This is a genomic window from Nonomuraea angiospora (assembly GCF_014873145.1).
GTDB classification, from domain to species: domain Bacteria; phylum Actinomycetota; class Actinomycetes; order Streptosporangiales; family Streptosporangiaceae; genus Nonomuraea; species Nonomuraea angiospora.
In genome coordinates this window covers 4,613,678-4,638,690 of the sequence record NZ_JADBEK010000001.1, presented here as the reverse complement: position 1 = coordinate 4,638,690, position 25,013 = coordinate 4,613,678, and the positions used below count along the sequence as shown (strand labels likewise).

General features: G+C 70.9%; 19 protein-coding genes. 8 read left to right on the top strand and 11 right to left on the bottom strand.

Going from position 1 to position 25,013, the window contains the following annotated elements; translation table 11 throughout:
- Nucleotides 1–28: 28 nt before the first annotated feature.
- The gene (locus H4W80_RS20920) at nucleotides 29–1,099 is read left to right on the top strand and encodes an ADP-ribosylglycohydrolase family protein (protein WP_192786633.1); all 1,071 of its coding nucleotides are present in this window, start codon (nucleotides 29–31) and stop codon (nucleotides 1,097–1,099) included.
- 212 nt (nucleotides 1,100–1,311) lie between these two features.
- Complete coding sequence (hrpA, locus tag H4W80_RS20915) at nucleotides 1,312–5,184, top strand: ATP-dependent RNA helicase HrpA (protein WP_192786632.1); 3,873 nt, start codon at nucleotides 1,312–1,314, stop codon at nucleotides 5,182–5,184.
- On the opposite strand, the gene H4W80_RS20910 is transcribed toward hrpA, so the two are convergent.
- Nucleotides 5,174–5,878: a Uma2 family endonuclease gene (locus H4W80_RS20910; protein ID WP_192786631.1), complete on the bottom strand. Its 705-nt coding sequence runs from the start codon at nucleotides 5,876–5,878 to the stop codon at nucleotides 5,174–5,176. The two genes, hrpA and H4W80_RS20910, sit on opposite strands and share 11 nt — an antisense overlap.
- A 106-nt stretch (nucleotides 5,879–5,984) precedes the next feature.
- On the bottom strand, nucleotides 5,985–7,988 hold the full coding sequence (locus tag H4W80_RS20905; protein ID WP_192786630.1) for a catalase: 2,004 nt from the start codon (nucleotides 7,986–7,988) through the stop codon (nucleotides 5,985–5,987).
- Between the two features lie 77 nt (nucleotides 7,989–8,065).
- Between H4W80_RS20905 and H4W80_RS20900 the strand changes: the two genes are divergently transcribed.
- On the top strand, nucleotides 8,066–8,719 hold the full coding sequence (locus tag H4W80_RS20900; protein WP_192786629.1) for an HAD family hydrolase: 654 nt from the start codon (nucleotides 8,066–8,068) through the stop codon (nucleotides 8,717–8,719).
- A gap of 152 nt (nucleotides 8,720–8,871) precedes the next feature.
- On the opposite strand, the gene H4W80_RS20895 is transcribed toward H4W80_RS20900, so the two are convergent.
- The 4 genes from H4W80_RS20895 to H4W80_RS20880 form a co-directional block, all read right to left on the bottom strand.
- Complete coding sequence (locus H4W80_RS20895) at nucleotides 8,872–9,198, bottom strand: DUF5709 domain-containing protein (protein ID WP_192786628.1); 327 nt, start codon at nucleotides 9,196–9,198, stop codon at nucleotides 8,872–8,874.
- Between the two features lie 33 nt (nucleotides 9,199–9,231).
- Nucleotides 9,232–9,804 (bottom strand): hemerythrin domain-containing protein, encoded by a 573-nt coding sequence (locus H4W80_RS20890; RefSeq protein ID WP_225963574.1) that lies wholly within the window; start codon nucleotides 9,802–9,804, stop codon nucleotides 9,232–9,234.
- Nucleotides 9,805–9,831: 27 nt separating this feature from the next.
- Nucleotides 9,832–11,085 (bottom strand): MFS transporter, encoded by a 1,254-nt coding sequence (locus H4W80_RS20885; protein ID WP_192786627.1) that lies wholly within the window; start codon nucleotides 11,083–11,085, stop codon nucleotides 9,832–9,834.
- A 105-nt stretch (nucleotides 11,086–11,190) separates the two neighbouring features.
- Entirely contained in the window at nucleotides 11,191–12,924 is a 1,734-nt protein-coding gene (locus H4W80_RS20880) for an ABC transporter ATP-binding protein (protein ID WP_225963573.1), read from the bottom strand.
- A gap of 69 nt (nucleotides 12,925–12,993) precedes the next feature.
- Between H4W80_RS20880 and H4W80_RS20875 the strand changes: the two genes are divergently transcribed.
- On the top strand, nucleotides 12,994–13,413 hold the full coding sequence (locus H4W80_RS20875; protein ID WP_192786626.1) for a MarR family winged helix-turn-helix transcriptional regulator: 420 nt from the start codon (nucleotides 12,994–12,996) through the stop codon (nucleotides 13,411–13,413).
- 9 nt (nucleotides 13,414–13,422) lie between these two features.
- Here H4W80_RS20875 and H4W80_RS20870 read toward each other — a convergent pair whose 3' ends face one another.
- Nucleotides 13,423–14,436, bottom strand: coding sequence for an amidohydrolase family protein (locus H4W80_RS20870; protein WP_192786625.1), 1,014 nt, complete (start codon nucleotides 14,434–14,436; stop codon nucleotides 13,423–13,425).
- Between the two features lie 60 nt (nucleotides 14,437–14,496).
- Nucleotides 14,497–15,654 (bottom strand): PucR family transcriptional regulator, encoded by a 1,158-nt coding sequence (locus tag H4W80_RS20865; protein ID WP_192786624.1) that lies wholly within the window; start codon nucleotides 15,652–15,654, stop codon nucleotides 14,497–14,499.
- Between the two features lie 106 nt (nucleotides 15,655–15,760).
- On the opposite strand from H4W80_RS20865, the gene H4W80_RS60900 reads away from it, so the two are divergent.
- From H4W80_RS60900 to H4W80_RS20855, 3 genes are all read left to right on the top strand, one after another.
- Nucleotides 15,761–16,312 (top strand): hypothetical protein, encoded by a 552-nt coding sequence (locus H4W80_RS60900; protein ID WP_225963572.1) that lies wholly within the window; start codon nucleotides 15,761–15,763, stop codon nucleotides 16,310–16,312.
- Nucleotides 16,303–17,862, top strand: coding sequence for a metallopeptidase domain-containing protein (locus H4W80_RS20860; protein WP_225963571.1), 1,560 nt, complete (start codon nucleotides 16,303–16,305; stop codon nucleotides 17,860–17,862). Before H4W80_RS60900 ends, H4W80_RS20860 begins: the two co-directional genes overlap by 10 nt.
- A 72-nt stretch (nucleotides 17,863–17,934) precedes the next feature.
- Nucleotides 17,935–20,460 (top strand): ATP-binding protein, encoded by a 2,526-nt coding sequence (locus tag H4W80_RS20855; RefSeq protein WP_225963570.1) that lies wholly within the window; start codon nucleotides 17,935–17,937, stop codon nucleotides 20,458–20,460.
- Between the two features lie 68 nt (nucleotides 20,461–20,528).
- On the opposite strand, the gene H4W80_RS20850 is transcribed toward H4W80_RS20855, so the two are convergent.
- A complete protein-coding gene (locus H4W80_RS20850; RefSeq protein WP_192786622.1) occupies nucleotides 20,529–21,401 on the bottom strand; it encodes a hypothetical protein in 873 nt (290 codons plus the stop codon).
- A 64-nt stretch (nucleotides 21,402–21,465) separates the two neighbouring features.
- Here H4W80_RS20850 and H4W80_RS20845 point away from each other — a divergent pair, with 64 nt between their 5' ends.
- Nucleotides 21,466–22,257, top strand: coding sequence for a tyrosine-protein phosphatase (locus H4W80_RS20845; RefSeq protein WP_192786621.1), 792 nt, complete (start codon nucleotides 21,466–21,468; stop codon nucleotides 22,255–22,257).
- 72 nt (nucleotides 22,258–22,329) lie between these two features.
- On the opposite strand, the gene H4W80_RS20840 is transcribed toward H4W80_RS20845, so the two are convergent.
- Both H4W80_RS20840 and H4W80_RS20835 read right to left on the bottom strand, forming a co-directional pair.
- Nucleotides 22,330–23,370: a Gfo/Idh/MocA family oxidoreductase gene (locus H4W80_RS20840; RefSeq protein WP_192786620.1), complete on the bottom strand. Its 1,041-nt coding sequence runs from the start codon at nucleotides 23,368–23,370 to the stop codon at nucleotides 22,330–22,332.
- A gap of 325 nt (nucleotides 23,371–23,695) precedes the next feature.
- Entirely contained in the window at nucleotides 23,696–24,595 is a 900-nt protein-coding gene (locus tag H4W80_RS20835) for a proteasome assembly chaperone family protein (RefSeq protein ID WP_192786619.1), read from the bottom strand.
- Nucleotides 24,596–25,013 lie beyond the last annotated feature (418 nt).

Below are 25,013 nucleotides of genomic sequence, written 5' to 3'. Positions count from 1 at the left end.
CCGCCCGGGAGCCTGACAAGATTTCCCCATGGACGTACGGGATCGAGTACGAGGCTGCCTCCTCGGCGGCGCGATCGGTGACGCGCTCGGGTCGCCGATCGAGTTCCAGTCGTTGCGGGAGATCCGCAGGGAGCACGGGGCAGAGGGCATCACCGGATATGTCACGACGTGGCGTGGAAAATCCGGCCTCATCACCGACGACACCCAGATGACGCTCTTCACCGTGGAAGGGCTGCTCCGGGCCCGCGCCGGCGGGCCACCGACTCCGGGGAGCCTCGGCGCGGCGTACCCGTACCCCGGGGTGGTGGAGCCGGTGCGGCAGGCGTACCTGCGCTGGTTCGACACCCAGAACCACCAGGCCCCGCCGCCCGCGGACCAGCCGCACCGCACGGGGCGGCTGCGCGAGGAGACCTGGCTGTACTCGCGCAGGGCCCCCGGCAACGCCTGCCTGTCGGGGCTGCGCCGGCAGTTCCCCGGGCCGTCCCCGCTGGGTCAGCCGGGCCCGGTGAACCCGGACTCCAAGGGCTGCGGCACCGTGATGCGCTCGGCCCCCTTCGGCCTGGTCCCGCTCTCCGGCGCCGCCGACGGGGCCAGGCCCGATCCGCGGGAGGCGTTCGAGGTGGCGGCGGCGTGCGCGCAGATCACCCACGGGCACCCGACCGGCTACCTGGCCGCGGGGGCGTTCGCCGCGATCACGGCGTACCTGGTGGCGGGGGAGGACCTGGAGCCCGCCGTCCATCGGGCCCTGGACCTGCTGGCGGGCTACCCGGCGCACGACGAGACCAGCGCGGCCCTGCGCGCCGCCGTGGCGCTCGCGACCGACGGCGGCGGGCACTCGCCGGAGCGGGTCGAGTCGCTGGGCGGCGCGTGGGTGGCCGAGGAGGCGCTGGCCATCGGCGTGTACTGCGCCCTGGCCGAGCCCTCCGTGGAACGGGCCCTGCTGCTGTCGGTCAACCACTCGGGCGACAGCGACTCCACCGGCTCGGTGTGCGGCAACCTGCTCGGCGCCCTCCACGGCGCCGGCGTCCTGCCCGCCGCCTGGCTGCGCCCCCTGGAGGGCCGCGACACGATCGAACGCCTCGCCGCGGAACTGGCCTGACCCGATCGAACGCCGCGCCGCCGAGCTGGCCTGACCCGATCGAATGCCACGCCGCCGAGCTGGCCTGACCGGCGGGCGCCCCGCCTCCGGCGCGGGCGCGCCGTGCTCGCGCCCGCCGGGCCTGCGAGATATTGGGATGCGCGGCCCGGCGGTGTCGGGCAGCATGGTCGGTTGGCTCCGGGGACGCGGGGCTCAAATATCCTGAAAGCAGTATGGGAACGCCTTCCTTGTCCTCTCCACTCGCCGAGCTCCACTCCCGCCTGCCCGAGCTCATGCCGCGCGACCAGCGGCGACTGCGGCGCAGGCTCGACGGCATGCGCCGGGTCCGGTCGCGTGACGCCCGGGACAAGATCGCCGCGGAGATCCTCGCCGACGTCGAGCGCGCCGAGCAGCGGCTGGCCCGGCGTCGCGAAGCCGTACCGGTGGTGAAATATCCGGAAAACCTGCCGGTCTCCCAGCGGAAAGACGACATCCTGGCGGCCATCCGCGACCACCAGGTGGTGATCATCGCGGGCGAGACGGGCTCCGGCAAGACGACCCAGATCCCCAAGATCTGCCTGGAGCTGGGCCGCGGCGTACGCGGGCTGATCGGCCACACCCAGCCCCGCCGCATCGCCGCCCGCACGGTCGCCGAGCGCATCGCCGAGGAGCTCGACACCGACCTGGGCGAGGTCGTCGGCTACAAGGTCCGCTTCACCGACCAGGCGAGCGACCGCACGCTCGTCAAGCTGATGACCGACGGCATCCTGCTGGCCGAGCTGCAGAACGACCGCATGCTCGACCAGTACGACACGCTGATCATCGACGAGGCCCACGAACGCAGCCTCAACATCGACTTCATCCTCGGCTACGTCAAGCAGCTCCTGCCCCAGCGCCCCGACCTCAAGGTCATCATCACCAGCGCGACGATCGACCCCGAGCGGTTCTCCCGCCACTTCGACGACGCGCCGATCATCGAGGTCTCCGGCCGCACCTACCCGGTGGAGGTGCGTTACCGGCCGCTCGGCGAGGACGACGACCAGACCCAGGGCATCGTGGAGGCCTGCCGGGAGCTGATCTCGGAGGGGCCCGGCGACATCCTGGTGTTCCTGTCGGGCGAGCGGGAGATCCGCGACGCCGCCGACGCCCTGGGCAAGGCCGAGTTCCGCAACACCGAGATCCTCCCGCTCTACGCCCGCCTGAGCGCCGCCGAGCAGCACCGCGTCTTCCAGCGCCACACCGGCCGCCGCGTCGTGCTGGCCACCAACGTCGCGGAGACCTCGCTCACGGTCCCCGGCATCAAATACGTCGTCGACCCGGGGTTCGCCCGCATCTCCCGCTACAGCCACCGCACCAAGGTGCAGCGGCTGCCGATCGAGGCCGTCTCGCAGGCCAGCGCCAACCAGCGCAAGGGCCGCTCGGGCCGCACCTCCGACGGCATCTGCATCCGGCTCTACGAGGAGGAGGACTTCCTCAGCCGGCCCGAGTTCACCGATCCCGAGATCCTGCGTACCAACCTGGCCTCCGTCATCCTCCAGATGACCTCGATCGGGCTGGGCGACATCGAGGCGTTCCCGTTCGTGGAGCCGCCGGACCGCCGCCAGGTCAAGGACGGCGTCAACCTGCTGCACGAGCTGGGCGCGTTCGACGTCCACGGCAAGCTCACCGGCGTCGGCCGCAAGCTGGCCGGCCTGCCCGTCGACCCGCGCCTGGGCCGCATGGTGCTGGAGGCCGAGAAGAACGGCTGCCTGCGCGAGGTCATGGTGATCGCCGCGGCGCTGTCCATCCAGGACCCGCGCGAGCGCCCGTCCGACAAGCAGCAGCAGGCCGACGAGAAACACCGGCGCTTCGCCGACCCCGAGTCCGACTTCCTGGCCTACCTCAACCTGTGGAACTACCTGCGCGACAAGCAGAAGGAGCTGTCCTCCAGCGCCTTCCGGCGGCTGTGCAAGGCCGAGTTCCTCAACTACCTGCGCGTACGCGAGTGGCAGGACATCTACAGCCAGCTGCGCCAGTCGCTGGGCGCCCAGCCCAACAGCCAGCCCGCGCAGCCGTACCACGTGCACGCGTCGCTGCTGGTCGGGCTGCTGTCGCACATCGGCGTCAAGGACGTCATGGACAAGCAGCGGGGCCAGGACGGCCGCCGGCCGATCCAGGAATACCTCGGCGCCCGCAACGCCCGCTTCGCCATCTTCCCCGGCTCGGCGCTGGCCAAGAAGCAGCCGCAGTGGGTCATGTCGGCCGAGCTGGTCGAGACCTCCCGGCTCTGGGCGCGCGTCAACGCCAAGATCGAGCCCGACTGGGTCGAGCCGCTCGCCCAGCACCTGGTCAAACGCACCTACTCCGAGCCGCACTGGGAGAAGAACCAGGGCGCGGTGATCGCCCTGGAGAAGGTCACCCTGTACGGGGTGCCGCTCGTGGTGGGCCGCAAGGTCAACTACGGCCGCATCGACCCCGACCTGTCGCGTGAGCTGTTCATCAGGCACGCCCTGGTCGAGGGCGACTGGGACACCCACCACCGCTTCCTCAAGGACAACCGCAGGCTGCTCGGCGAGGTCGAGGAGCTGGAGAACCGGGCCCGCCGCCGCGACATCATGGTGGACGACGAGGCGCTGTTCGACTTCTACGACCAGCGGGTGCCGGCCGACGTGGTCTCGGCCCGCCACTTCGACTCCTGGTGGAAGCAGGCCAGGCAGCAGACGCCCGACCTGCTCACGTTCTCGCCCGACATGCTGGTCAACGAGGGCGCCGACGTCAGCGCCCGCGACTACCCCGACACCTGGAAACAGCTCGGCCAGCGGATGAAGCTGACCTACCAGTTCGAGCCGGGCGCGGACGCCGACGGCGTGACCGTCCACGTGCCGCTCCAGGTGCTCAACCAGGTCAGCTCCGACGGCTTCGACTGGCAGATCCCCGGCCTGCGCGAGGAGCTGATCACGGCGCTGATCCGCTCCCTGCCCAAGGCCCTGCGCCGCAACTTCGTGCCCGCCCCCAACTACGCCAAGCAGGTGCTGGAGGGGGTCAAGCAGGGCGGCGAGCCGCTGCTGGCGGCCGTGGAGCGCGAGCTGCTGCGCCTCACCGGCGTACGCGTGCCGCGCGAGGCCTGGCAGCTCGACCAGGTGCCCGACCACCTGCGCATCACCTACCGGGTGATCGACGAGCGCAGGCGCACGGTGGCCGAGGACAAGGACCTCGACGCGCTGAAGCGCCGCCTGGCCCCGCGCCTGCGGGAGACGCTCTCGCAGGCCGGCGACGACCTGGAGCAGACCGGCCTGCACACGTGGAGCTTCGGGACGCTGCCCAAGGTGTTCGAGCAGGGCCGGATGAAGGGCTATCCGGCGCTGGTGGACGCGGGCGACTCCGTCTCCATCAAGATCTTCGACACGGCGGCCGAGCAGCGCCGCTCCCACTGGCCCGGCGTGCGCCGCCTGCTCCTGCTCAACGTCACCAACCCGGCCAAATCCCTGCTGGGCGGCCTGTCCAACCAGGCCAAGCTGGCACTGTCACGCAGCCCGCACGGCGGGGCGGTGGCGCTGTTCGAGGACGTGGTCAACGCGGCCGTCGACAAGCTGATGCTCGACGCCGGGGGCGCGGCGTGGGACCCCGTGGGCTTCGACCGCCTCTACCAGCACGTACGGGCTCACCTCTACGACACGGCGGCCGACGTGCTGTCGAAGGTGGAGCAGATCCTGAGTGTCTGGCACGCGGCGGGCGGCCGGCTGGACGCCCTGCGGGAGAGCGCGTCGACGGACGACATCCGCGAGCAGCTCGGCAGACTGGTCTATCGGGGGTTCGTCACGGCCACCGGTTACCGGCGCTTGTCCGACATCCTGCGCTATATCCGGGCGATCGACCGCCGCCTCACCAAGCTCCCGGAAGAGCCCTGGCGGGACCAGGAGTGGATGGACAAGGTGCACAAGGTCGAGGACGACTACCACGACGTGCTCCAGAAGCTTCCTCCGGCGCGGAGGGGGGATCCGGACGCGGTGGAGATCCGGTGGATGATCGAGGAACTGCGGGTGAGCTTCTTCGCTCAGACCTTGGGCACGCCCACGCCGGTCTCGGAGAAGCGCATCACCAAGGCGATGGAGAAGCTCACTGCATGAAGATCGAGGTGTCGAGCTCGAAGTTGACGGGGTCGGGCAGGTAGAGCAGCTTTCCCATGGGCTCCGAGTCGATCGTGCGATATACGCCGTCCTCGATGTCGCTGAACACAGTTACGCTCGGGGACTTCGCGACCTGGTCGATCAGCAGGTAGACCGGCACCTCGCCCAGCGCGTAAAGACGCACCTTTTCCTCGCGGTCGTCGCGAACGCTGCTGGGCGAGACGACCTCGGTGACCATGATCACTCCAGTCGACAGCAGGTCATTACCCCATCGTTTGCAGTCGCGGGGCCACAGCACGTAGTCGGGCTGGAGTGAGTATCTGGGCCCATCGATACAGATCTGCGGCCCATGTGCTCCGTGCCAGCCGCGTTCCTTGCGCAACGGACGCAGAGCGTAGGCCAGCTCGTCGCTGGCCAAGAAATGCTCAGGGGTGCCTGATGGGCTCACGATCAGCTTCCCTTCGATGACCTCAACCCGGAAGCCGGGGAGGGGGGGTAGGACATCGAACAACTCCCGAGCGGTGCGTGGCGTTCGGCGACGTCGCACCGCAGTCGCCTTCGGGTTGTCTTCTTGCTCTGCCTCGTCCGTGTGACGTTCCTCTTCGGTGGAGTGCCGCTCCTCCGCCGCGTCGGTGTGGTCCTCCTCCACTTCCACTGCGTCCGTGTGGAGCTCTTCTTCCACCATGGCGACCATGGATTCTCTCCCTTCGTATTCGAACGGGCACGCTAAGTATTCCACTTCTGGCGTGTCGATGCCACGAAAATCGGCCGCCCCGAAGGACGGCCGATTCGCGTACCGGTCACGCCGGGACGGCGCTCACGTCCCGTTCGTAGAAGCGGTGGCCGGCCACCGCAGTCGCGAACTTCTCCGCGATCCCGTCCCCCATCACCACCCCCACGTCATTGGGCAGCCGAGCGGCCTCCAGGAGCTCCCGCCCCGATCCCACGGCCCCGATGGCCTTGCCGTGCTTGAACGCCTCCATGACGAAGAACCGGGCCCGCCCCAGCGAGGCCAGGGCCGCGCCGTCGGCGGCCACCACCGCGTCGTAGAGGACCGAGCTCGCCGCGCCGAGCTGCCGGTCCACCGGGATCCCGGCCACGGCGCCCTCCGCCGGGGCCAGGACCTCGCAGATGGCGCCCTTGCCCTCCAGGGACTCGCGCAGGGCGGTCACCTCGGCGGCGTCCGTCCCGTCCGCCATGAGGATGGCGATCTTGCGGGTGGCGACGCTCTGCGGCTGGCCGGTCATGCTGAGGGCGGGGGAGACGTTGGAGTGGACCTCGGTCCTGGGCGGCTCGGGCAGGCCGAGCCCCTGGGCCACCTGGGCGGCCAGGTCGGGGTGGATCTGGCCCAGGTGCCGGACCATGCCCTCCTTGATGTGGGGCCGCTCCACGTGCCCGAGTTCGAACAGGAAGGCGGCCACGATGTGCCGCTTCTCCCAGTCCGCCATGCTGTTCCAGAACAGGGTGGCCTGGCTGTAGTGGTCCTCGAAGCTGGGGCTGCGCTGGCGGATCTTCACACCGTCCACCCGCTCCTGGTAGTGCCGGTAGCCGTCGGTGGCCTCAGGGCGGTTGCCGCTGATGGAGTTGGGCGCGTAGCTGGTGCGCGACTCGTGGATCAGGTGCTGGTGGAAGCCGTCGCGCTGGTCGTTGCGCACCTCGTTCACCGGCCGGTTGACCGGGATCTGCGGGAAGTTGGGCCCGCCCAGGCGCAGGAGCTGGGTGTCGAGGTAGGAGAAGTTGCGGGCCTGCAGCAGCGGGTCGTTGGAGAAGTCGATGCCGGGCACGACGTTGGCGGTGTGGAAGGCGACCTGCTCGGTCTCGGCGAAGAAGTTGTGCGGGTTGCGGTTGAGCGTCATCTTCCCGATGGGCCGCAGCGGCACCTGCTCCTCGGGGATGATCTTCGTGGGGTCGAGCAGGTCGAAGTCGAAGTCGTGCTCCCGCGACTCGGGCACGAGTTGCACGCACAGCTCGTACTCGGGGTAGACGCCGCGCTCGATGGCCTCCCACAGGTCCCGGCGGTTGTAGTCGGGGTCGTTGCCCTGGATGCGCAGCACCTCCTCCCACACCAGCGAGTACGTCCCCAGCACCGGCCGCCAGTGCCACTTGACGAACGTTCCCTGCCCGGAGGCGTTCACCAGCCGGAACGTGTGCACCCCGAACCCCTGCATCATCCGGAAGCTGCGCGGGATCGCCCGGTCGGACATCAGCCACATGACCATGTGCAGCGACTCCGGCTGGAGCTGGATGAAGTCCCAGAACGTGTCGTGCGCCGACTGCGCCTGCGGGATCTCGTTGTGCGGCTCCGGCTTGACCGCGTGCACGAAGTCGGGGAACTTGATGCCGTCCTGGATGAAGAAGACCGGGAAGTTGTTGCCCACGAGGTCGAAGTTGCCTTGAGAGGTGTAGAACTTCGTGGCGAACCCGCGGACGTCGCGCACGGTGTCGGCCGAGCCGCGTGAGCCCGCGACGGTCGAGAAACGCACGAACGTCGGCGTCGGCGTCGAGGTGTCGTTCAGGAAGGCCGCCGTGGTCAGGTCGCCGAGCGGCTCGTAGAGCTGGAAGACCCCGTACGCGCCCGCGCCCCTGGCGTGGACCACGCGCTCGGGGATGCGTTCGTGGTCGAAACGGGTGAGCTTCTCGCGGAAGTGGAAGTCCTCCATGAGCGTCGGCCCGCGGGTGCCCGCCCGCAGCGAGTCGTCCGTGTGATCGACCGGGACGCCCTGATCCGTGGTCATGGTGAGGTCGTCGAGTGGGACGCGATCGGCGTCGAGCCGGCGGTCCTTCGCATCGCGCTCTGGCTGCATGAAGAAATCCCCCTTATAGGATTTGCCGGGGCGTTTTACCTAGGTGCCCGTGCCAGCGGGTTGAAACAGGGGGATTGATGATCAAAGCCGTGGTGTTCGACGTGGGGGAGACGCTGATCAGCGAGGCGCGCATCTGGACGCGCTGGGCCGGACGGCTCGGCGTGAGCGAGTTCGTGCTGATGGGCGCGCTCGGCGGGATGGCCGCGCTGGACCGCCCCCACCTCGACGCCTTCGAGCTCATCCGCCCCGGCTTCGACGCGGGCGCGGAGGAGGCCGCCTGGGAGCGCGACGAGCCCGACGGGCTGCGCAACCACTTCGACGCCGACGACCTCTACCCCGACGTGCGCGACGCCCTGGCCGCCATCAGGGCGGCCGGGTACCAGGTGATCATCGCGGGCAACCAGCCGGCGCGGGCCTACGGGGCGCTGGTCGCCATGGACCTGCCCGCCGACTCCGTGCACACCTCCGAGGGATGGGGGGTGTCCAAGCCGGAGGCCGGGTTCTTCGCCAAGGTCGCGGCGGTCGCGGGGCGGGAGCCCGGCGAGATCCTCTACGTCGGCGACCGGCTCGACAACGACGTGCTCCCGGCCGCCGCGGCGGGCATGCGCACCGCGCTGCTGCGCCGCGGCCCGTGGGGGTACCTGCACGCCGAGCGCCCGCAGGCGGCGGCCGCCGACGCCATCGTCGACGACCTGCACGCCCTGCTGCCGGTGCTGGCACGCCTCGGCTGAACGCCCGCGCCGGAACGCCGCAGCCGCGCGACGGCCGGACCGCCACGCGTGCGCCACGGTGCCGGACCGCCGCCCGTGCGCCCCGATACCGGGCTGCCGCGCGTGCGCGACGGCGCAGGGCCGCCGCGCGTGCGTGACGGCGCGGGGACGGATCACGTGAGGTTCTCGTCGGGGTCGATGCGAATGGCCCGCTCTTCCGCCGACAGATCGTTCCCGTCGTCGTCGCCCCAGTCGAGGGCGATCTCCTCGCCTTCCGTGTCGGGCGCCAGCCCTTCGTCCGGCTGGGTCAGCCGGTGCTTGGGGCGGGGCTCGTGGAGCCGGTCCCTGGCCTCGCGGCGAAGGCGTTCGTCGAGGGTGTCCCGACGCTGGGGGTCGTCTTCCTTGACCTCGTGGTAGAAACCGAGATCCTCGGTCCACTCCTCGAACTCGATCGCCTGTTCGTCACTGAAGCCGAACCGGTCAGGAGGTTTTTCGGTCATAAGCGCCCCCTACCCAGGACGCGGCCCGAAATCCTATGACTTGGCCTTGCTTAGAGCTTGGGCCAACTCTTCCTTGTCCATCTGGGACCGTCCGGGAATGTCGGCCTTTTTGGCCTGTTCGTACAGCTCGGACTTGCTGGCGCCCTCCCCGGAGCCGGCCGGGGCGGCCTGCTTGGGGACGCCGAGCGCCTTCAGCTCCTCCGCCCGGCGCTCCTGGAACGCCTTGCCGAGCTCCTGCAGCCCCTTGTCGCCGACCGACTTCGCCAGCGCGGGCAGGATTTTGCTCTCTTCTTCCTCGACGTGGTGGTTGACGGACTCGACGAGCTTGTCCAGCGTCGTGCGGAACTCCGGGGTGCCGGGCTCGGCCCGTACGAGGGCGTCGAGCAGGACCTCGGTCTCCTTGTGCTCCTCGAGGCCGTGGTGGGCGTCGATGCCCGGGTAGACCCGGTCCTCCTCGGCGCGGGCGTGCGCGATCAGGAGGGCGTGCAACTCCGTCACGAGGGTCTTCTGGTCGCCCTGGCCCGCCTTGAGCCGTTCGAAGAGGGACTCCACCGTCCGGTGGTCTTTGGTGATCAAAGTGATGACGTCGGTTGCCATGGTGGCCATGGCTACCCATGGGATCGGAGTTCAGTCTCAGGCGTTCTCCAGGCGGGGGCGCAGCCGTACCGCCTGCCTGAGCGTCCGGCCGGACAGCCGGGCCAGCCCGGCGGCCGCGAGCAGCGCGGCCGCCACGCACGACACCCCGCCGATCTCCAGCGCGGCGCGCGGCCCGAGCGTGTCGCTGAGCCAGCCGAGCAGCGGCCCGCCCAGCGCGCCCGCCCCCGCGCTCACGATGGACAGCGCCGCGATGACCCGGCCGCGCATCGGCTCGGCGCTGTCGAGCTGCGCGCGGGCCGAGACGGTGGTGTCGAGCAGCACCGCGCCGGCCGCGATCGGCAGCAGCACGGCCGCGAACGTCCACAGCTGCGGCATCAGCCCGCTCAGCGCCTGCGCCACCCCGGTCACGAACGTCGTGATCAGCAGCAGCCGGAGCGTGAGCCGGGGCCTGGCGGCCGCCAGGAAGCCGCCGAGCACGGTGCCGACGGCGAAGACCGTGGACAGCAGGCCGTACCCGGGGGCGCCCGCGTCCAGGGGGCCGGCGCTCATGGAGGCCATGGTGACCTGGTAGTTGCGCCCCACGCTGCCCGCCACGAGCCACAGGGCCAGCACGACGAGCAGCCAGGGGGTGCGCAGCACGTACCCCAGGCCCTCGCGCACCGAGCCTGCCCGCCGCTCGGAGGGCGCGAGCACGTGGAACTCCTCGCGGCGCATGGCCAGCACCGCCGCGACCACCACGAAGAAGCTGGCGGCGTTGACCAGGAACAGGCCCTCGTTCCCCGTGAGCGGCAGCAGCACGCCCGCCAGGCTCATGCCCAGGATGCGGCCCGCGGAGTTGAGTACCGAGCCGAGCGCCATCGCGTTCGGCAGGTCGGCGGGCGGCACCACCTCGGCGCCGAACCGCCCGAGCGCGGGCCCGCCCAGCGCGTTGACCACCCCGCCGGCCAGCGCCACCGCGTAGATCGGCAGGACGGACTGGGCCCCGGTGGCCGCGATCACCGCCAGCACGGCCGCGAGCGCGGCCTGCGCGAGCTGCGCGGCGATCACGACCGGCCGGCTCGGCAGCCGGTCGGCCAGCGCGCCGCCCCACATGCCCAGCAGCAGCGTGGGCAGCGCCTGCATGACGAGGCTCAGCCCGACGCTGGTCGCCGAGCCGGTCAGCGTGAGGATGAGCCAGTTGACGCCCAGCACCTGCATCCAGGTGCCGGTCACGGAGATGAGGTCCGCTCCTGCCCAGAGCCGGTAGTTGTGGTGCCGCAGCGCTCTGAACGTGGAGGAAGAGGGAGACAAAACGGGGGTCCTAGCCTTCGAGATACACCGGGGGTCAAACGCGGCGCTCGCAGGAGGAGATTCCGGTCTGACCAAAGTGTGAGGCAGGACACGCCCGTTTGAAGTTTAAACGAGCTCGAGCGGATGATCCCTGCTCACCAGCGCCGCGTAGTGGCCGGCGCGGGCCATCAGCTCGTCGTGGGTGCCGCGCTCGACGATCTTCCCGCCGTCCAGCACGACGATCTGGTCCGCGTCGCGGACCGTGGACAGGCGGTGCGCGATGGTGATGGTCGTACGGCCCCGCGCCAGCGTGTCGAGCGCCTCCTGCACGGCCCGCTCGGTCTGCGTGTCCAGGGCGCTGGTGGCCTCGTCGAGGACCAGCACCGGCGGGTTGCGCAGCAGCGTGCGCGCGATGGCCAGGCGCTGCTTCTCGCCGCCGGAGAACCGGTAGCCGCGCTCGCCCACCAGCGTGTCGTAGCCGTCGGGCAGCGAGGCGATGTGGTCGTGGATGCGCGCGGCCCGCGCGGCCTCCTCCAGCTCCTCGTCGGTGGCCGACGGCCTGGCGAAGCGCAGGTTGTCGGCGATCGAGGCGTGGAAGAGGTACGTCTCCTGCGACACCACGCCGACCGCCTCGCTCAGCGTCTCGAACGTCAGCTCCCGCACGTCCACCCCGTCGATCGTGACCCGCCCGCCGGTGACGTCGTAGAGCCTGGGCAGCAGGTAGCTGAGCGTGGTCTTGCCCGAGCCGGTCTCGCCCACGACGGCCAGGCTGGTGCCCGCCGGGACTTCGAGGTCCACGCCGGTGAGGGTGGGGGTATCGCCGTACGAGAAGTCGACGTCCTCGAAGCGGACCTCGCCGCGCACGTCCTCCAGCTCCCGCGTGCCGGGGCGGATGTCCACCGGCAGGTCCAGATACTCGAAGATCCGCCCGAACAGCGCCAGCGAGGTCTGCACCTCGACGCCCAGCCGCAGCAGCGAGACCATCGGCCTGAACAGGCTGGTCTGCAGGGTCGTGAAGGCCACCAGCGTGCCGACCGAGATCGCGCCCGTGTGGCCGACGGCCCAGTAGATGATCGCGGGCATGGCCGCCATGACGATCTGGATGGACGACTGCCGCCAGCGTCCCGCCATGCTGGTGCGCACGCCGAGGTCGGCCAGCTCGTCGGAGGCCCGGCCGAAGCGCTCGGTCAGCCCGTCGGAACGGCCCATGGTGCGGCCGAGCAGGATGCCGCTGATCGACAGCGACTCCTGGACCATGGAGGCGATGCTCGCCAGCTTGCGCTGCCGCTCGTTGGTGATGCGCTTGCGCTCGGTGCCGACCTTGCGGCTGATCCACACGAACACCGGCATGAGCAGCAGCGAGACGACGGTCAGCCGCCAGTCGAGCGCGACCATGGCGACGATCGTGGCGATCACGGTGGTGAGGTTGGAGACGAGGGAGGAGGCGGTCGAGGTGACGACCGCCTGCATGCCCCCGATGTCGTTGGCGATGCGCGACTGGACCTCGCCGGTCCTCGTGCGGGTGAAGAACGCCAGCGACATGCGCTGCAGGTGGCCGTAGACGGCGATGCGCAGGTCGTGCATCACCCGCTGGCCCACGGTGGTGGACATCAGCGTCTGCACCACGTCGAACACGCTGGTGGTGACCGCCACCGCGATCATGCCCAGGGCCAGCAGCGCGAGCAGGCCGGCGTCCCTGGCCGGGATCGCCACGTCCAGCACCTCCCGCAGCAGGAAGGGCGAGGCCAGCGAGACCAGTGACGACAGCAGGATGAGGGAGCCCACCAGGGCCAGGCGGCCGCGGTAGGGACGGAACAGCTTGATGATGCGCCCGAGGGGCGCGCGTGGTTCCTCCGCCAAGTGGCGCCTCCTTTCAGATGTCCACTCAAACAGAGGTTAACTCATATTTGTTCCGCTAAACTTATCGACATGGGAGAAAAGGAGCTCGCCGAGCTCTTGCACCTCGTGAGCCGGCGGTTGCGGCGCGGGTACGTGGATCGGCTGGTCCCGCTGGGGCTCAACCCGGGGCAGGCGCGGGCGCTGCGAGCGCTGGCCGAGGCCCCGGAGCCGCTGCGGATGGTGCGGCTGGCCGACGAGCTGCGGATCGTGCCGCGCTCGCTCACGCCGGTGGTGGACGCGCTGGAGGAGGCCGGGCTGGCGCGCCGCGAGGTGGATCCGGCCAACCGCCGCTCCACGTTGGTGGTGATCACTCCCGAGGGACGCCGGATGGCCGAACGCGCCCGCGAGGCCCGGCGCGAGGCGGGCCAGGAGTTGTTCGCGGTCCTGGAAGGGGAGCAGCGCGACCAGCTCCGTGACCTGCTGGGCCTGGTGGAGTCCCAGTTCGGCTGACGCCGTCGTTCAGGCGGCGGGGAGCACGGTGCCGCCGATGACGGTGCCGAGGCAGGGCGGCTGGGCCAGGAGCGCGGCGTACGGGTAGCGTCCGCGGGCGTCGAAGACGGCGAAGTCGGCGCGGGCCCCCGGGGCCAGCGATCCGATGCGCCCCTTGCCCCGGTCCATCCCCAGCGCCCGGGCCCCGCCCATGGTCGCGGCCACCACCAGCCTGCCGTCCAGCCCCCGGGTCCGCAGCCCGAGCTCGCGGGCGTGCTGCCGGATGCCCCGCGCCACTCCGAGCACCCCGGCGGGTCCGCCGCCGGCGCCGGTTCCGAGGGCGACGGGGTTGCCCTCGTCGAGCAGGGCCAGCACGTCGGGGGCGGGCGACGCGCAGACGGCCACCACGGTCTTGCGCAGCCGCAGCAGCTTGCGCTCCCCGGGGTCCAGGGGCCGGGAGACCGCCACGTGACACAGCCGCCCGAGCACCCCCGCCTCGTCCAGCGCCGCGGGGGAGTGCCGGTCCAGATCGACCAGCAGCCGCAGCCCGAACGTCCTGGCCAGCACCGCCACGTCCTCCAGCACCTGTGGGTCCGGCGTGTGCGCCGCGATCCCCACCGCGCAGGGCCGGTCGACCTCGCGGATCGTCGTGATCACCGCGTCCCGCCCGCGGGTCTCCCACTCCTCCTCGCTCGCGCTCGTCACCTCGACGTACGAGATCCCGGGCACCCCGGCGAGCTCCGCCAGGTCGGAGACCACGCCGGCCCGGGCCGTCACCCCAGGTCCGGCAGCCGGCGCGGCGGAGCGGGCGTCGACCAGCCCGGCCACGATCATGCCGGTCCACCGCAGCTCCTCGGCGGCGGGGAAGGACGTGGTCACCGAGGCCCGCGTGCCCACCTCGACCACCCGGTCGCCCTTGGTCGCCACGGCCCCGTCGCGGATGGGATCGGCGCAGACGGGCAGGACGATCGGGGCGGAATGGACCACGACGGGCGTGGGCGCGCGCCTGTTCAGGACCGGACCGGCACGCTTCGCAGACGGCATCCGCACTCCCGTCGGATCATCCCTCCAGGGCATCGAACGCGCGCCCCGTCAGGTTCTCGATTAGGACAAATTATGTGATTCTCTCGGTAAGTATCGGCCGGAGAGGCGGGCGAGTTTCAGACTCAGGTGCAGCGCGAGCCGCTCGCCCCCGTCCTTCAGGTCGGTACGGGCCAGCTCCTCCACCCGCTGCAGCCGGTAGTACAGGGACGTCCGGTGCAGCCGCAGCGCCCGCGAGGTGGCGACCGCGCTCCCGGCCAGGTCCAGGTAGGTCTCCAGGGTCTCCAGCAGCGGCAGGTACTGGGCGTCGGCCAGCAGTCCTTCGAGCCCGGGATGCAGCTCCTGGTCGGGCAGCTGGGTGAGCATCCGGTAGACGCCGAGCCGCGCCCACTCGGCCGTGCGCCCGAGCCCGGGCACCCGCGAGGTCACCTCCGCCGCGTGCCTGGCCTCCCGGTACGACTCCGCCGCCGCCGCCAGCGCCGGCCTGGTCCGCCCCACCCCGACGACCACCGGCACCGGCAGGGCGGCGTGCAGCTCGTCGGGGGAGACCGGCGGTCCGGCGGTCAGCAGCACGGCGTGGTCGTAGCGGACCAGGTGCAGCGGGTGGTGACCGCTCAGCCGCCGCCGCAGCGCCAGCAGCCCCCGTTCCAGCCCCAGCCTGAGCGCCTCGTCCGGCTCGGCCCCGCGCGGCTTGGCCACCAGCACGGTCACCGGCTGCGCCTGCGGGAACGCGCCCGCCTCGATGAGCTGCCTGGCCGCGTCCCGCTCGCCCGCCAGCAGCCCGGTGACCGCCCCCAGCTCCCGGTGGGAGGCCAGCCCGCTGGCCAGGCTCTCGTGGAACAGGGCCAGCGCCAGCGCCGGGGCGGCGGCCAGGGCCTCGGCGATCTCGGCGTCGGACATGGCCGGCTCCGCGTCGACGAACCACAGGAAGCCGAGCAGCGCGTCCGCGTGCCGTACCGGGACGCACACCCGGGGCAGCAGGCCGAAGTGCGGCGCGCCCGGGGTGCGCACGGGCCCGGTCGCCTCGTGCACGCCGGCGGCCCGGAACCACTGCCGCACCTCGGGCGTGGTGCTGCGGCGCAGGATCGAGTCGCGGCGGATGTCGTCCATGGCGCCGTTCTGCTCGCTGTAGGCCACGACGCGTTGCACGCGGTCCTCGAGCAGCAGGGGGCGGCCGAGACGGGCGGCGAGCTCGTCCACGGTCCGCTGGAGATCCGCCACAACAACACCTTTACGTGGATATTTCAACAATTGTCGGAAGGACAACCACGGTTCTTCCCTACAACTGATCGGTGATCTCCGTCAATATCGTCTATACCGTCAATCCGTGATTGCCCCGAAGAAGCTGCTGAAGGGTTTGCTGGCGGCCATCGTGCTGATCCCGGTGAGCCTGATGGCGACCCCTGCTTCCGCAGCACCCCCCACCGACCCCGAGTATCCGTGGCGGCAGAACCACTGGCCGCAAACGCAGCCCTGGCAGCGCGACGAACCCGCCGACGCCCAGGCCCTGCGCTCCAACCCAGCCGGCGGCATCAAGCCGATCGATCCGCAGAACTGGGAGAACCCCGACAGCATGACGTGGGCGGACTACAAACGGCCGCCCGGCACCAAGTGGAACGACCCCGCCGTCAAGGGGTCGAAGCGCACGTTCAAGGGCGCGCTCGTGCTGCTCGACTACCCGAACCAGCCGTTCGTGGTGACGCAGCCCAAGGGCTCGACGATCTTCGCGAACCCGAGCGCCGAGGCCCACGACGTCCCGCGTGACCAGGTGGCCAAGTTCTACCAGGACTTCCTCAACACCCCGAACGACCTCAACAAGGGTCACACCATCCACGAGTACTGGAGGAGGACTCGGGCGGCCGGTACGGGGTGGAGCTGACCGGGTTCGGGCCCTACACGCTGTCGGGCAAGGACCACGAGTACGCGATGGAGTTCCAGGGCGGCACGGGCTGCCCGGCGGGCGACAACTGCACCAAGAACCTGCGCACCGAGGGCAACGCCGCCTGGGTCGGCGCCGTCGGCGAGGAGGTGGCCAAGCAGTTCGACTTCGTCTTCTACCTGAGCGCCGGCCAGGACGAGTCGTCGACCTGGCAGGAGTTCGGGATGATGAAGTTCCCGACCAAGGAGGACGTGCCGGACGAGTGGGGCCCGCCGGACCCCGCGCTGCCCAACTGGGTGGACACCCGCTACGTCGACTGGACTTCGTGGCAGGCCGGCTCCACCTTCTGGCCGAACGCCCGCTTCGGCGTCGACTCGGTCCAGGCCGAGAGCTCGGGCATGGCCGTCTACGCCCACGAGCTGAGCCACATCATGGGCATCGCCGACAACTACAACAACCCGTACGGGGTGCCGGCGCGCAGGGCGTACACGGGCGTCTGGGAGATGCTCAGCCGGGGCAGCTTCAACGGCCCCGGCGGCCCGCACTCCCGCTGGCTGATCCCGCCGACCGCCGGCGCGTCCATGGGCGCCCAGCACATGCTGCGCAACAAAATCAAGCTGGAGATGGTGGACGAGCAGAACGTCCTGCGCCTCTCGCGGGAGGCGCTCGACGAGTCGGGCCTGGTCACCGCCAGGGTCGTGGCCCGCGCGATCCAGCCGGGCAAGAACGAGCTGTCCGGCGTGAACATCTCCTTCGACACCGGCGACAAGAGCCCCGCCTGCGACGTCACGACGAACCCGCTGTGTGACGGCGGCGGCTACGAGAACTACACGGTTGAGGTCGTGGACCGCGTGGGCACCGACTCCTTCACGCCCGACTCCGGCGTCCTGCTGGCCAAGACCAAGAACCAGGACCGGTCCCCGTTCGAGTGGGTGATCGACGCGAACCCGCAGGACATCGGCATGACCGACTACGTGCTGCCCGACGGGACGAAGGTGCCGATCACGGTCGGCGACTACCGCCAGCTCGCCGACGCCCTCTTCCACGCCGGCACGGACTCCGGCAGCGAGTACGAGTACGTCGACCAGGCCAACCGCCTGCACTTCTACGTCACCGACGTCAAGCGCGACCGCGCCGGCACGCTGTCGTACACGGTCGCCATCCGCTCGCTGGACGGCGCGGGCCCGCAGAAGCGCGGCGTCAGGCTGCTCCCCTCGGCCGGCCTGCCCACCGGCAAGAACGTCTCCACCTGCAAGTTCCCGCTGTTCAACACCGGCAAGACCGCCCCGGCGCAGGGGCAGCACCCGGAGGACGTCAGCGCCTACCTGAACTCCGACGTCTACCGGCTCAAGGCCGAGGTCCAGGGCAAGGGCTGGACCGCCCAGCTCCCGAACGCGCTGGCCTCCGTCGCGTTCGGCAAGCAGGACCTCGTCACGGTGAACGCCGTGCGCGGGTCCGGCGGCGACCGCCTGGCCAGGGTCAAGCTCACCGCCACCTCGGAGAGCGACCCGAGCAGGACGGCGACGGCCACCTGTCATGTGATCGGCTAATACATGAACGATGGGGTACGGCTGGCGCAAGCCGTACCCCATCGGTTTGAATCACCCCATAGGGGGTGTTCGTTGACAGGGGAACTACCTGACAAACCGCGTAAAAGACGCAGAAAGGTTCCATGGGCCGCGCCCGTCTCCGCGGGCCTCGCGGCCGCCGCCGCCAGCGTGCTGACCGCCTCCGTGGACTGGGAGATCCCGCCGCTGGCCAAGATCGCCGTGACCGGAGCGGCGGCCGTCCTCGTCGGGCTGACCACCTGGGCCACCACCGAGACGCGCGAGCCCCGGCAGCAGGCGCTCCCCGCGCCCGGCTCGCTCCCGCCCGACCAGTGGCCGCCGGTCCCCGAGCACTTCACCGGCCGCGCCGAGGCGCTGGCCGAGTTACGCGAGGTCTTCACCGAGCGCAGGAAGGCCCCCGGCCTCTCACCGCCCCTCGTGGTCTCCCTGTACGGCCGGGGCGGCGTCGGCAAGTCGGCGCTGATGACCCGGTTCGCGCACGAGCTGGCCGGCTGGTTCCCCGACGCCAGGCTCTACGCCGACCTGCGCGGCGGCGTGGACGCCCCGGTGCGCCCCGACGAGGTGCTGATCGGGTTCCTGCGCGCGCTGGACGTGCGCCTGACCACCGACCCCGGCGGCCTGGACGAGTTACGCAAGCTCTGGCTGACCTGGACCAAGGGCCGCAGGATCCTCATCGGCCTCGACAACGCCCACGACGCCGCCCAGGTCAAAGCGCTGATCCCGGCCGAGCCAGGCTGCGCGGTGCTGGTCACCTCGCGCGCGCCGCTGTTCCTGAACGGCACCCATGACACGCGGCTGAGCGTGTTCAGCGAGGCGCACGGAGTGGAGCTGCTGGCCAGGCTGGCCGGCGGCGACCGGGTCGTCGACGACCTGGAGGCCGCCAGGGAGGTCGTGCGGCTGTGCGACTACCTGCCGCTGGCGATCAACATCTGCGGCGCCCGGCTGGCCACCCGCGAGCAGTGGAGCATGCGCGAGATGGCCGCCCGGCTGGCCGACACGCGCCGCCGCCTCGACCAGCTCGAAGTGGCCCCGACGGTGGACAAGAGCGTGCGCGCCTCCGTGCAGCTCAGCTACGACGACTGCACGGGCATGCAGCGCCGCCTGCTGCGCCTGCTCAGCGCGCTCACCGCGCCCGACGTGCCCGGCTGGGTGGCCGGCGAGCTGCTCGACAGCTCCGGGCTCGACGGCGCCGACCAGCTCGAAGCCCTCATCGACGCCCAGCTCGCCGAATGCTCGGGCACGGACCAGACCGGCACGATGCGTTACCGGCTGCACGACCTGGTCAGGGTGTTCGCCGCGGAGCTGGCCGAGCAGGACGAGGCCGAGCGGCGCAGGGCCGCCATCGAGCGGGTGCTCTACGGCTACCGCCGCCGCGCCGAGGAGGCCGCCCAGAACCGCTGGCCGCAGGACTGGAGCAAGGGCGGGCGCCGCTCCGACGCCGACGGCCAGGTCCGGGCCGGCGACTGGCTCAACGCCGAGCGGCTGACGCTGCTCTCCATGATCCACCTGGCCCGCCAGCTCCGGCTGTGGGAGCTGACCTGGGGGCTGGCCAGGGCGTTCTGCTCCCTGTGCCACTCGCTGCGCGCGTACTGGGCCGACTGGGTGGCCGTCGCCGAGCTCGGCTGCGAGGCCGCCGCGCAGATCGGCGACCGGCGCGCGCTGGCCATCGCGCTGCTCGACAGCGCCTCCGTGCACGGCGGCCTGGGCCTGCGGGAGCGGGCGCTGGAGGAGGCCAGGCGGGCGCTGGCGACGTTCGAGGAGCTGGGGGAGACCTGGTGGGCCGCCAGGGCCATGCGCACGATCGGCATGACGCTGTTCAGCGACGGCCACCTGGACCGGGCGCAGGACTACCTCATCGGGGCCATCACCGCGTTCAAGGGCGAGGACGACCTGTGGTGGATGGCCCGCACCCAGCGCAACCTCGCCGAGATGCGCATGTCGGAACGCCGTCCCGACGAGGCCAGGGAGCTGCTGGAAGACGCCCTGGAGATCTTCAAGCGGGACGGCAACCGCTACTCCGAGGCCCAGACCCTGCGCGTCTACGGCGAGGTGCTGGCCGCGCAGGCGCGCGTCGAGCACCGCGCGGGCGACCTCCGGCTGGCGGCCAACCTGTTCACCCGGGCCGGATTCAGCCTCGACCGGGCCTCCGAGATGTTCCGGCAGCGCGGGGAGCTGTGGGAGGAGGCCCGCTGCCTGCGGGCCGCGGGGGAGGTCGGCGACCCCGACAACGGGCTGCGCGAGCTGGACTTCGTCCGGCGGGCCGAGAAGATCCTGGTCGCGCTGGGCGACTCGTGGGGAGTGGCCAGGACCGCCGTGTCGGCCGGCCGGGCCCTGGCGCGGCTGAGCCGGATCGAGGAGTCGGAGCGGGAGCTGCGGCGGGCGGTGCGGGGGTTCGAGGAGCTCGAGGACCGGTGGTGGATGGCCAGGAGCCTGCGCTACCTGGGGGAGGCGCACCTCGACGCGGGCGGCCGCGGGGCCGCGGTGGAGCCGCTGGAGCAGGCCAGGGACATCTACCGCAGCCTCGGCAACGAGGCCGGCATGCGCCGCACCTTGGAGCTCCTCAGACGCACCGACTCCTGAGCGGCCCTGATCACGTGAGGGGGGCCGGATCACGCGAGGGGGTGCTGCTCACGTGAGTGGGGTCCTGCTCAGGTGAGGGGGGTCCGGATCAGCTCGCCCGCCGCCAGTCTGGCCTGGGCGATGCTCTCCTCGAACAGCTTGCGCACGTGCGCCGCCTGATCGGCCAGCTCCCTGATGCGCTCGTGGGCCATCTCGTCCCGCACGGTGTCGGCGATCAGCTGCTGGTACTCGGGCGTCTTGGCGGCCAGGGCCTCGAGCCGCCGGTGCGCGTGGTAGACCTTGTCCGCCTTGACCACCTGCTTGGCGTACTTCTCCAGGTGGCGGACGCGGTGCGACAGCGACGTCCAGGCGGCGTCCAGAGCGGTGGTGTAGGGCTTGAACGCGTCCTCCATGCCGGGCGGCAGCTCGCGGGGAACGATCTTGCCGTGCTCGGCGTGCATGGCCGACAGCTTCCGCAGCCGCTGGGCGATCTGCCAGACCTCCTCGGGCAGCGACACCCGGTTGTCGATGGTGTCGATCAGGCCGTCCCGGTGGACGCGGGAGGCCATGATCGCCTCGACCGCGTTCTGCGCCCTGCGCAGCAGCCGCTGGCAGGGGTAGTCCAGGTCCTCGGGGAGGATGAAGCGGTTGGCGTGGACCTGGGCGGCGCGGATCCGCCGCCTGGTCGAGCGGTAGGTGCCGTCCAACGCCATCCACCTGAACAGGACGATCAGCCCGAGCCCCACACCGGGGACCAGCAGGGCTGTCATGCCGGTCGCTACGGCGATCACCATCAGGAGGGCCGGGATCACGAAGAGGAGCGCGGGGTTCTTCGTGGTGTCCACGCGCACACCGGATCGAGCCAGGCGGAGGATGTGCGGGCTGGACCGCAGCTCGACCGAGATCTCCGGGTGCAGCGTTGGATCGATCACCAGCCGTGGCGGCAGAGGTCGTGGATCCATACGTTCATGCTGCGTTATGAACCTTGAATCCGCTCATGATTGGCGGACATATAGGGTCGCAATAATGGACGAGATGATGAGGTGGATAGACCTGGAAGGCGCGGTCAACGCGCGTGATCTGGGCGGATTGCCGACTCGCGACGGCGGCCGCACCCGTCGCGGGCGGATCTTCCGCGCCGACAACCTGCAGGGCCTCACGCCCGGTGACGTGGCGGTGCTGGTGGGTGAGCTGAAGCTGCGGCACGTCGTGGACCTGCGCTCGAACGCCGAGGTCGCGCTGGAGGGGCCGGGGCCGCTCACCCTGGTCCCCGAGGTGCGCCACCACCACTTGACGCTGTTCGCGGAGGGCGGCACGCACACCGACGTCGAGGCCGACACCATCGACGGCGACCGGGTGCTGCCCTGGGCCGAGCGCGGGCTGGACGAGGAGCTGCGGGTGACCGGCTTCTACTTCGGCTACCTGCGCGACCGTCCGGACGCGGTGGTGGCGGCGCTGCGCGCGATGTCGCTGGACGACGGGGCGGCGCTGGTGCACTGCGCGGCGGGCAAGGACCGCACCGGAGTGCTGGCGGCGCTGGCGCTGGAGGTGGCGGAGGCGACCCGCGAGGCGATCGTCGAGGACTACGTGGCGACGGGGGAGCGGCTGGAGCTGATCCTCAAGCGGCTGCGGAGCAGCGAGACGTACCGGGGCGATCTGGACTCGCGGCCGGCGGACGACCACATGCCGCGGGCCCGGTACATCGAGCAGTTCTTCCAGGTGCTGGACGAGCGGTTCGGCGGGCCGATGGGCTGGCTGACCCGGCATGGCTGGACCGACGCCGACTCAGCCGCCCTGCGAGCCCGCCTACGCGACTGACCCGTCTACGCGCCGACGCTGGTTGCCGTTCGACGCGAGTGGTCCGCCGCTCGCGTCCGGGCGGTGGGTGGATCAGCCCAGGTGGGTGACGATGCGCTGGGTGGCCGACAGGTGGGCGGCCTCGATGACGGTCAGCGTGTCGATCACGCTCTCCGGGTCCACGGGCGGTGGCGCGCCCTCCCGCAGCGTCGCCACCACCCCACGGTAGAAGTCCAGGTACGCCCCCGGCTCCGTCCGCTCGGCACGATGGGCCTCCTCCGTGCCGAGCAGCCCCCAGCTCCCCTCGTCGTCCTCCCCGAACTCCGGCGAACCGGGCGACATCCCCGCCCGCAGCCGCTCCTCCTGCACGTCCATCCCGTACTTCACGAACCCGGCCGACGAGCCCAGCACCCGGAACCGGGGCCCCCGCCAGGCCGCCACCGAGCTCATCCACAGGTGCGACCGGGCCCCGCCCGCGTGCGTCAGCGCGATGAACGTGTCGTCGTCGGAGGCCACCCCCTCGCGTCGCACGTCGCTCTCGCAGTAGACCTCGCGCGCCGGGCCGAGCAGTTGCAGGGCCTGGTCCACCAGGTGGCTGCCCAGGTCGTAGAGGAGTCCGCCGATCTCCTCCGCGCCCCCGGTCTCCCGCCAGCCGCCCTTGGGCACCGGCCGCCACCGCTCGAACCTCGACTCGAAGCGCAGCACCTCACCCAGCCGCCCCTGCTCGACCAGCCTGCGAATGGTGAGGAAGTCGCCATCCCAGCGCCGGTTCTGGAACACGGTCAGCATGAGCCCGCGCTCCTTGGCCAGCCGCACCAGCTCCCGGCCCTCCTCGGCGGTCCTGGCCAGGGGTTTGTCCACGACGACGGGCAGGCCGCGGGTGAGCGCGGCGGCGGCGGTGGCCACGTGGGTCCTGTTGGGGGAGGCGACCACGACGAGATCGCACCGGCTCCACAGCTCCTCCACGTCGGCCACCGGGGTCGCGCCGTACTTCTCGGCCACCTCGGCCTGGCGGGCGGGGTTGCCGGTCACGACGGCGGCCAGGGACAGGCCGGGGGTGGCGTGGATGAGAGGGGCGTGGAAATACGCTCCGGCGGTGCCGTAGCCGACCAGTCCGACCCGGATGTCAGTCATCTCCTCAGGCTATCCGGCAGGCCCGGCGAGACCCCTCAGCCGGCCCCCGGCCCCCGCCCCCGGCCCTGTTTCCGGGGTCACGAAGGCACCACTGTCTACGGGGTCACGAAGGCGCCCCCTTCTCCGGGGTCACGAAGGGCCCGTTTCCGGGCACACAAAGAGGCCCCTTCTCCCGGGGTCACGAAAGCACCACCCAGACGGCCCACGGGGCGGCGTGACGGTGGCCCGCCACGCACACCTGGTGAGCGTCACCCTGGACAGGCCCCGGCCACGTGCGGCGGGTGGTGCCGGCTCGGGCCACCGTAAAATATGGAAATGTGGGGTTTTACTCGTCGTCGCGCTCGGCGAGGAAGCGTTCGAACTGGGCGGCCAGTTCGTCCCCCGTCGGCATCGGGGTCGTCTCGGCCATCAGGTTCTCGCGCTCCGCGCCGCCCGCGAACGCGTCGTACTGCTGCTCCAGCCCCTTGATCGCGGTGGAGAGCTCGGTGGAGGCCTGGATCTGATCCTCGATCTCCGTCGTCGTGCGGCGGGCCGCGTCGCGCAGCGCGTCCAGTGGGAACACCAGCCCCGTGCCCCGCGTCACCGCCTCCAGCCCGGTGACGGCGGCGGTCGGGTACTCGGCCTGCGCCAGGTAGTGCGGTACGTGGATCGCGTACCCCAGCGCGTCGTGCCCCTGCGCCCCGAGCCGGAGCTCCAGCAGCGCCGCCACACTCCCCGGCACCTGGACCCGTCCGAACGCGCTCGTCTGGGAGTTGATCAACTCGGGCCGGCTGGCGTGCATCGTGAGGCCGAGCGGGCGGGTGTGGGGGACCGCCATGGGGATGCCGTGGAGCGTCACGATCTTGCTCACCTTCAAGCGCTCCACCAGGTCCGACACGGCCTTGGTGAACAGCTCCCACTCCCGGTCCGGCTCGGGCCCGCTCATCACGAGGAACTGCGTTCCCGTCGCGTCCTTCGCGACATGAACGGCCAATTCCGGGCTCTCGCACTCCACCCATCGGTCAGTGTCGAAGGTCATGATGGGCCGGCGAGACCGGTAGTCGAGCAGCCGGTCCACGTCGAACGTCGCCACGACCCGGTGCTCCAGCTCGGCCAGCAGGTGGCCCAGCGCGAGGCGTCCGGCGGCGCCCGCGTCGACAAAGCCGTCGAAGTGGTACAGCAACACCGGATCGGGCAGCTCGGGCGCGTCGTCTGCGAGCTCGTAGAGATCCTTCGGGTCGAACACGGTTGGACAGCCTTTCCCTAGGTACTCTTCACCAGAACCTACGGCGGGTCGGAACGATTCCGCGCACGGCACCCTATCGAGGGTCAATGGGACACATCGCCACGGACCCGAAGCTCAGGGGTTCGCAGCCGGGATGTCCGCCCTGGCCAGGAGGGGTGCCCTGGGGATGGCGGGGGCGTAGGCCGAGGTCGGGCGCCTGTCGACGCGACCGACGGCAAAGGTGACACTTTGCTGGTGCCTGCGGCTTATTACGGTCACGCTGGGACTGTTCGCGTACTTGTAACATGGGGCCCCGATTTCTGCCGGGTCCCCGACAGGGAATCTGACGCCGCTCGCCACGAAAAGGAGTCTGTCGTGGTCAGAGCGTTATCGAATGGGAGCGGCGGTCGCGGCGCGGGCTCGCCGTCGGCGTTGCGCG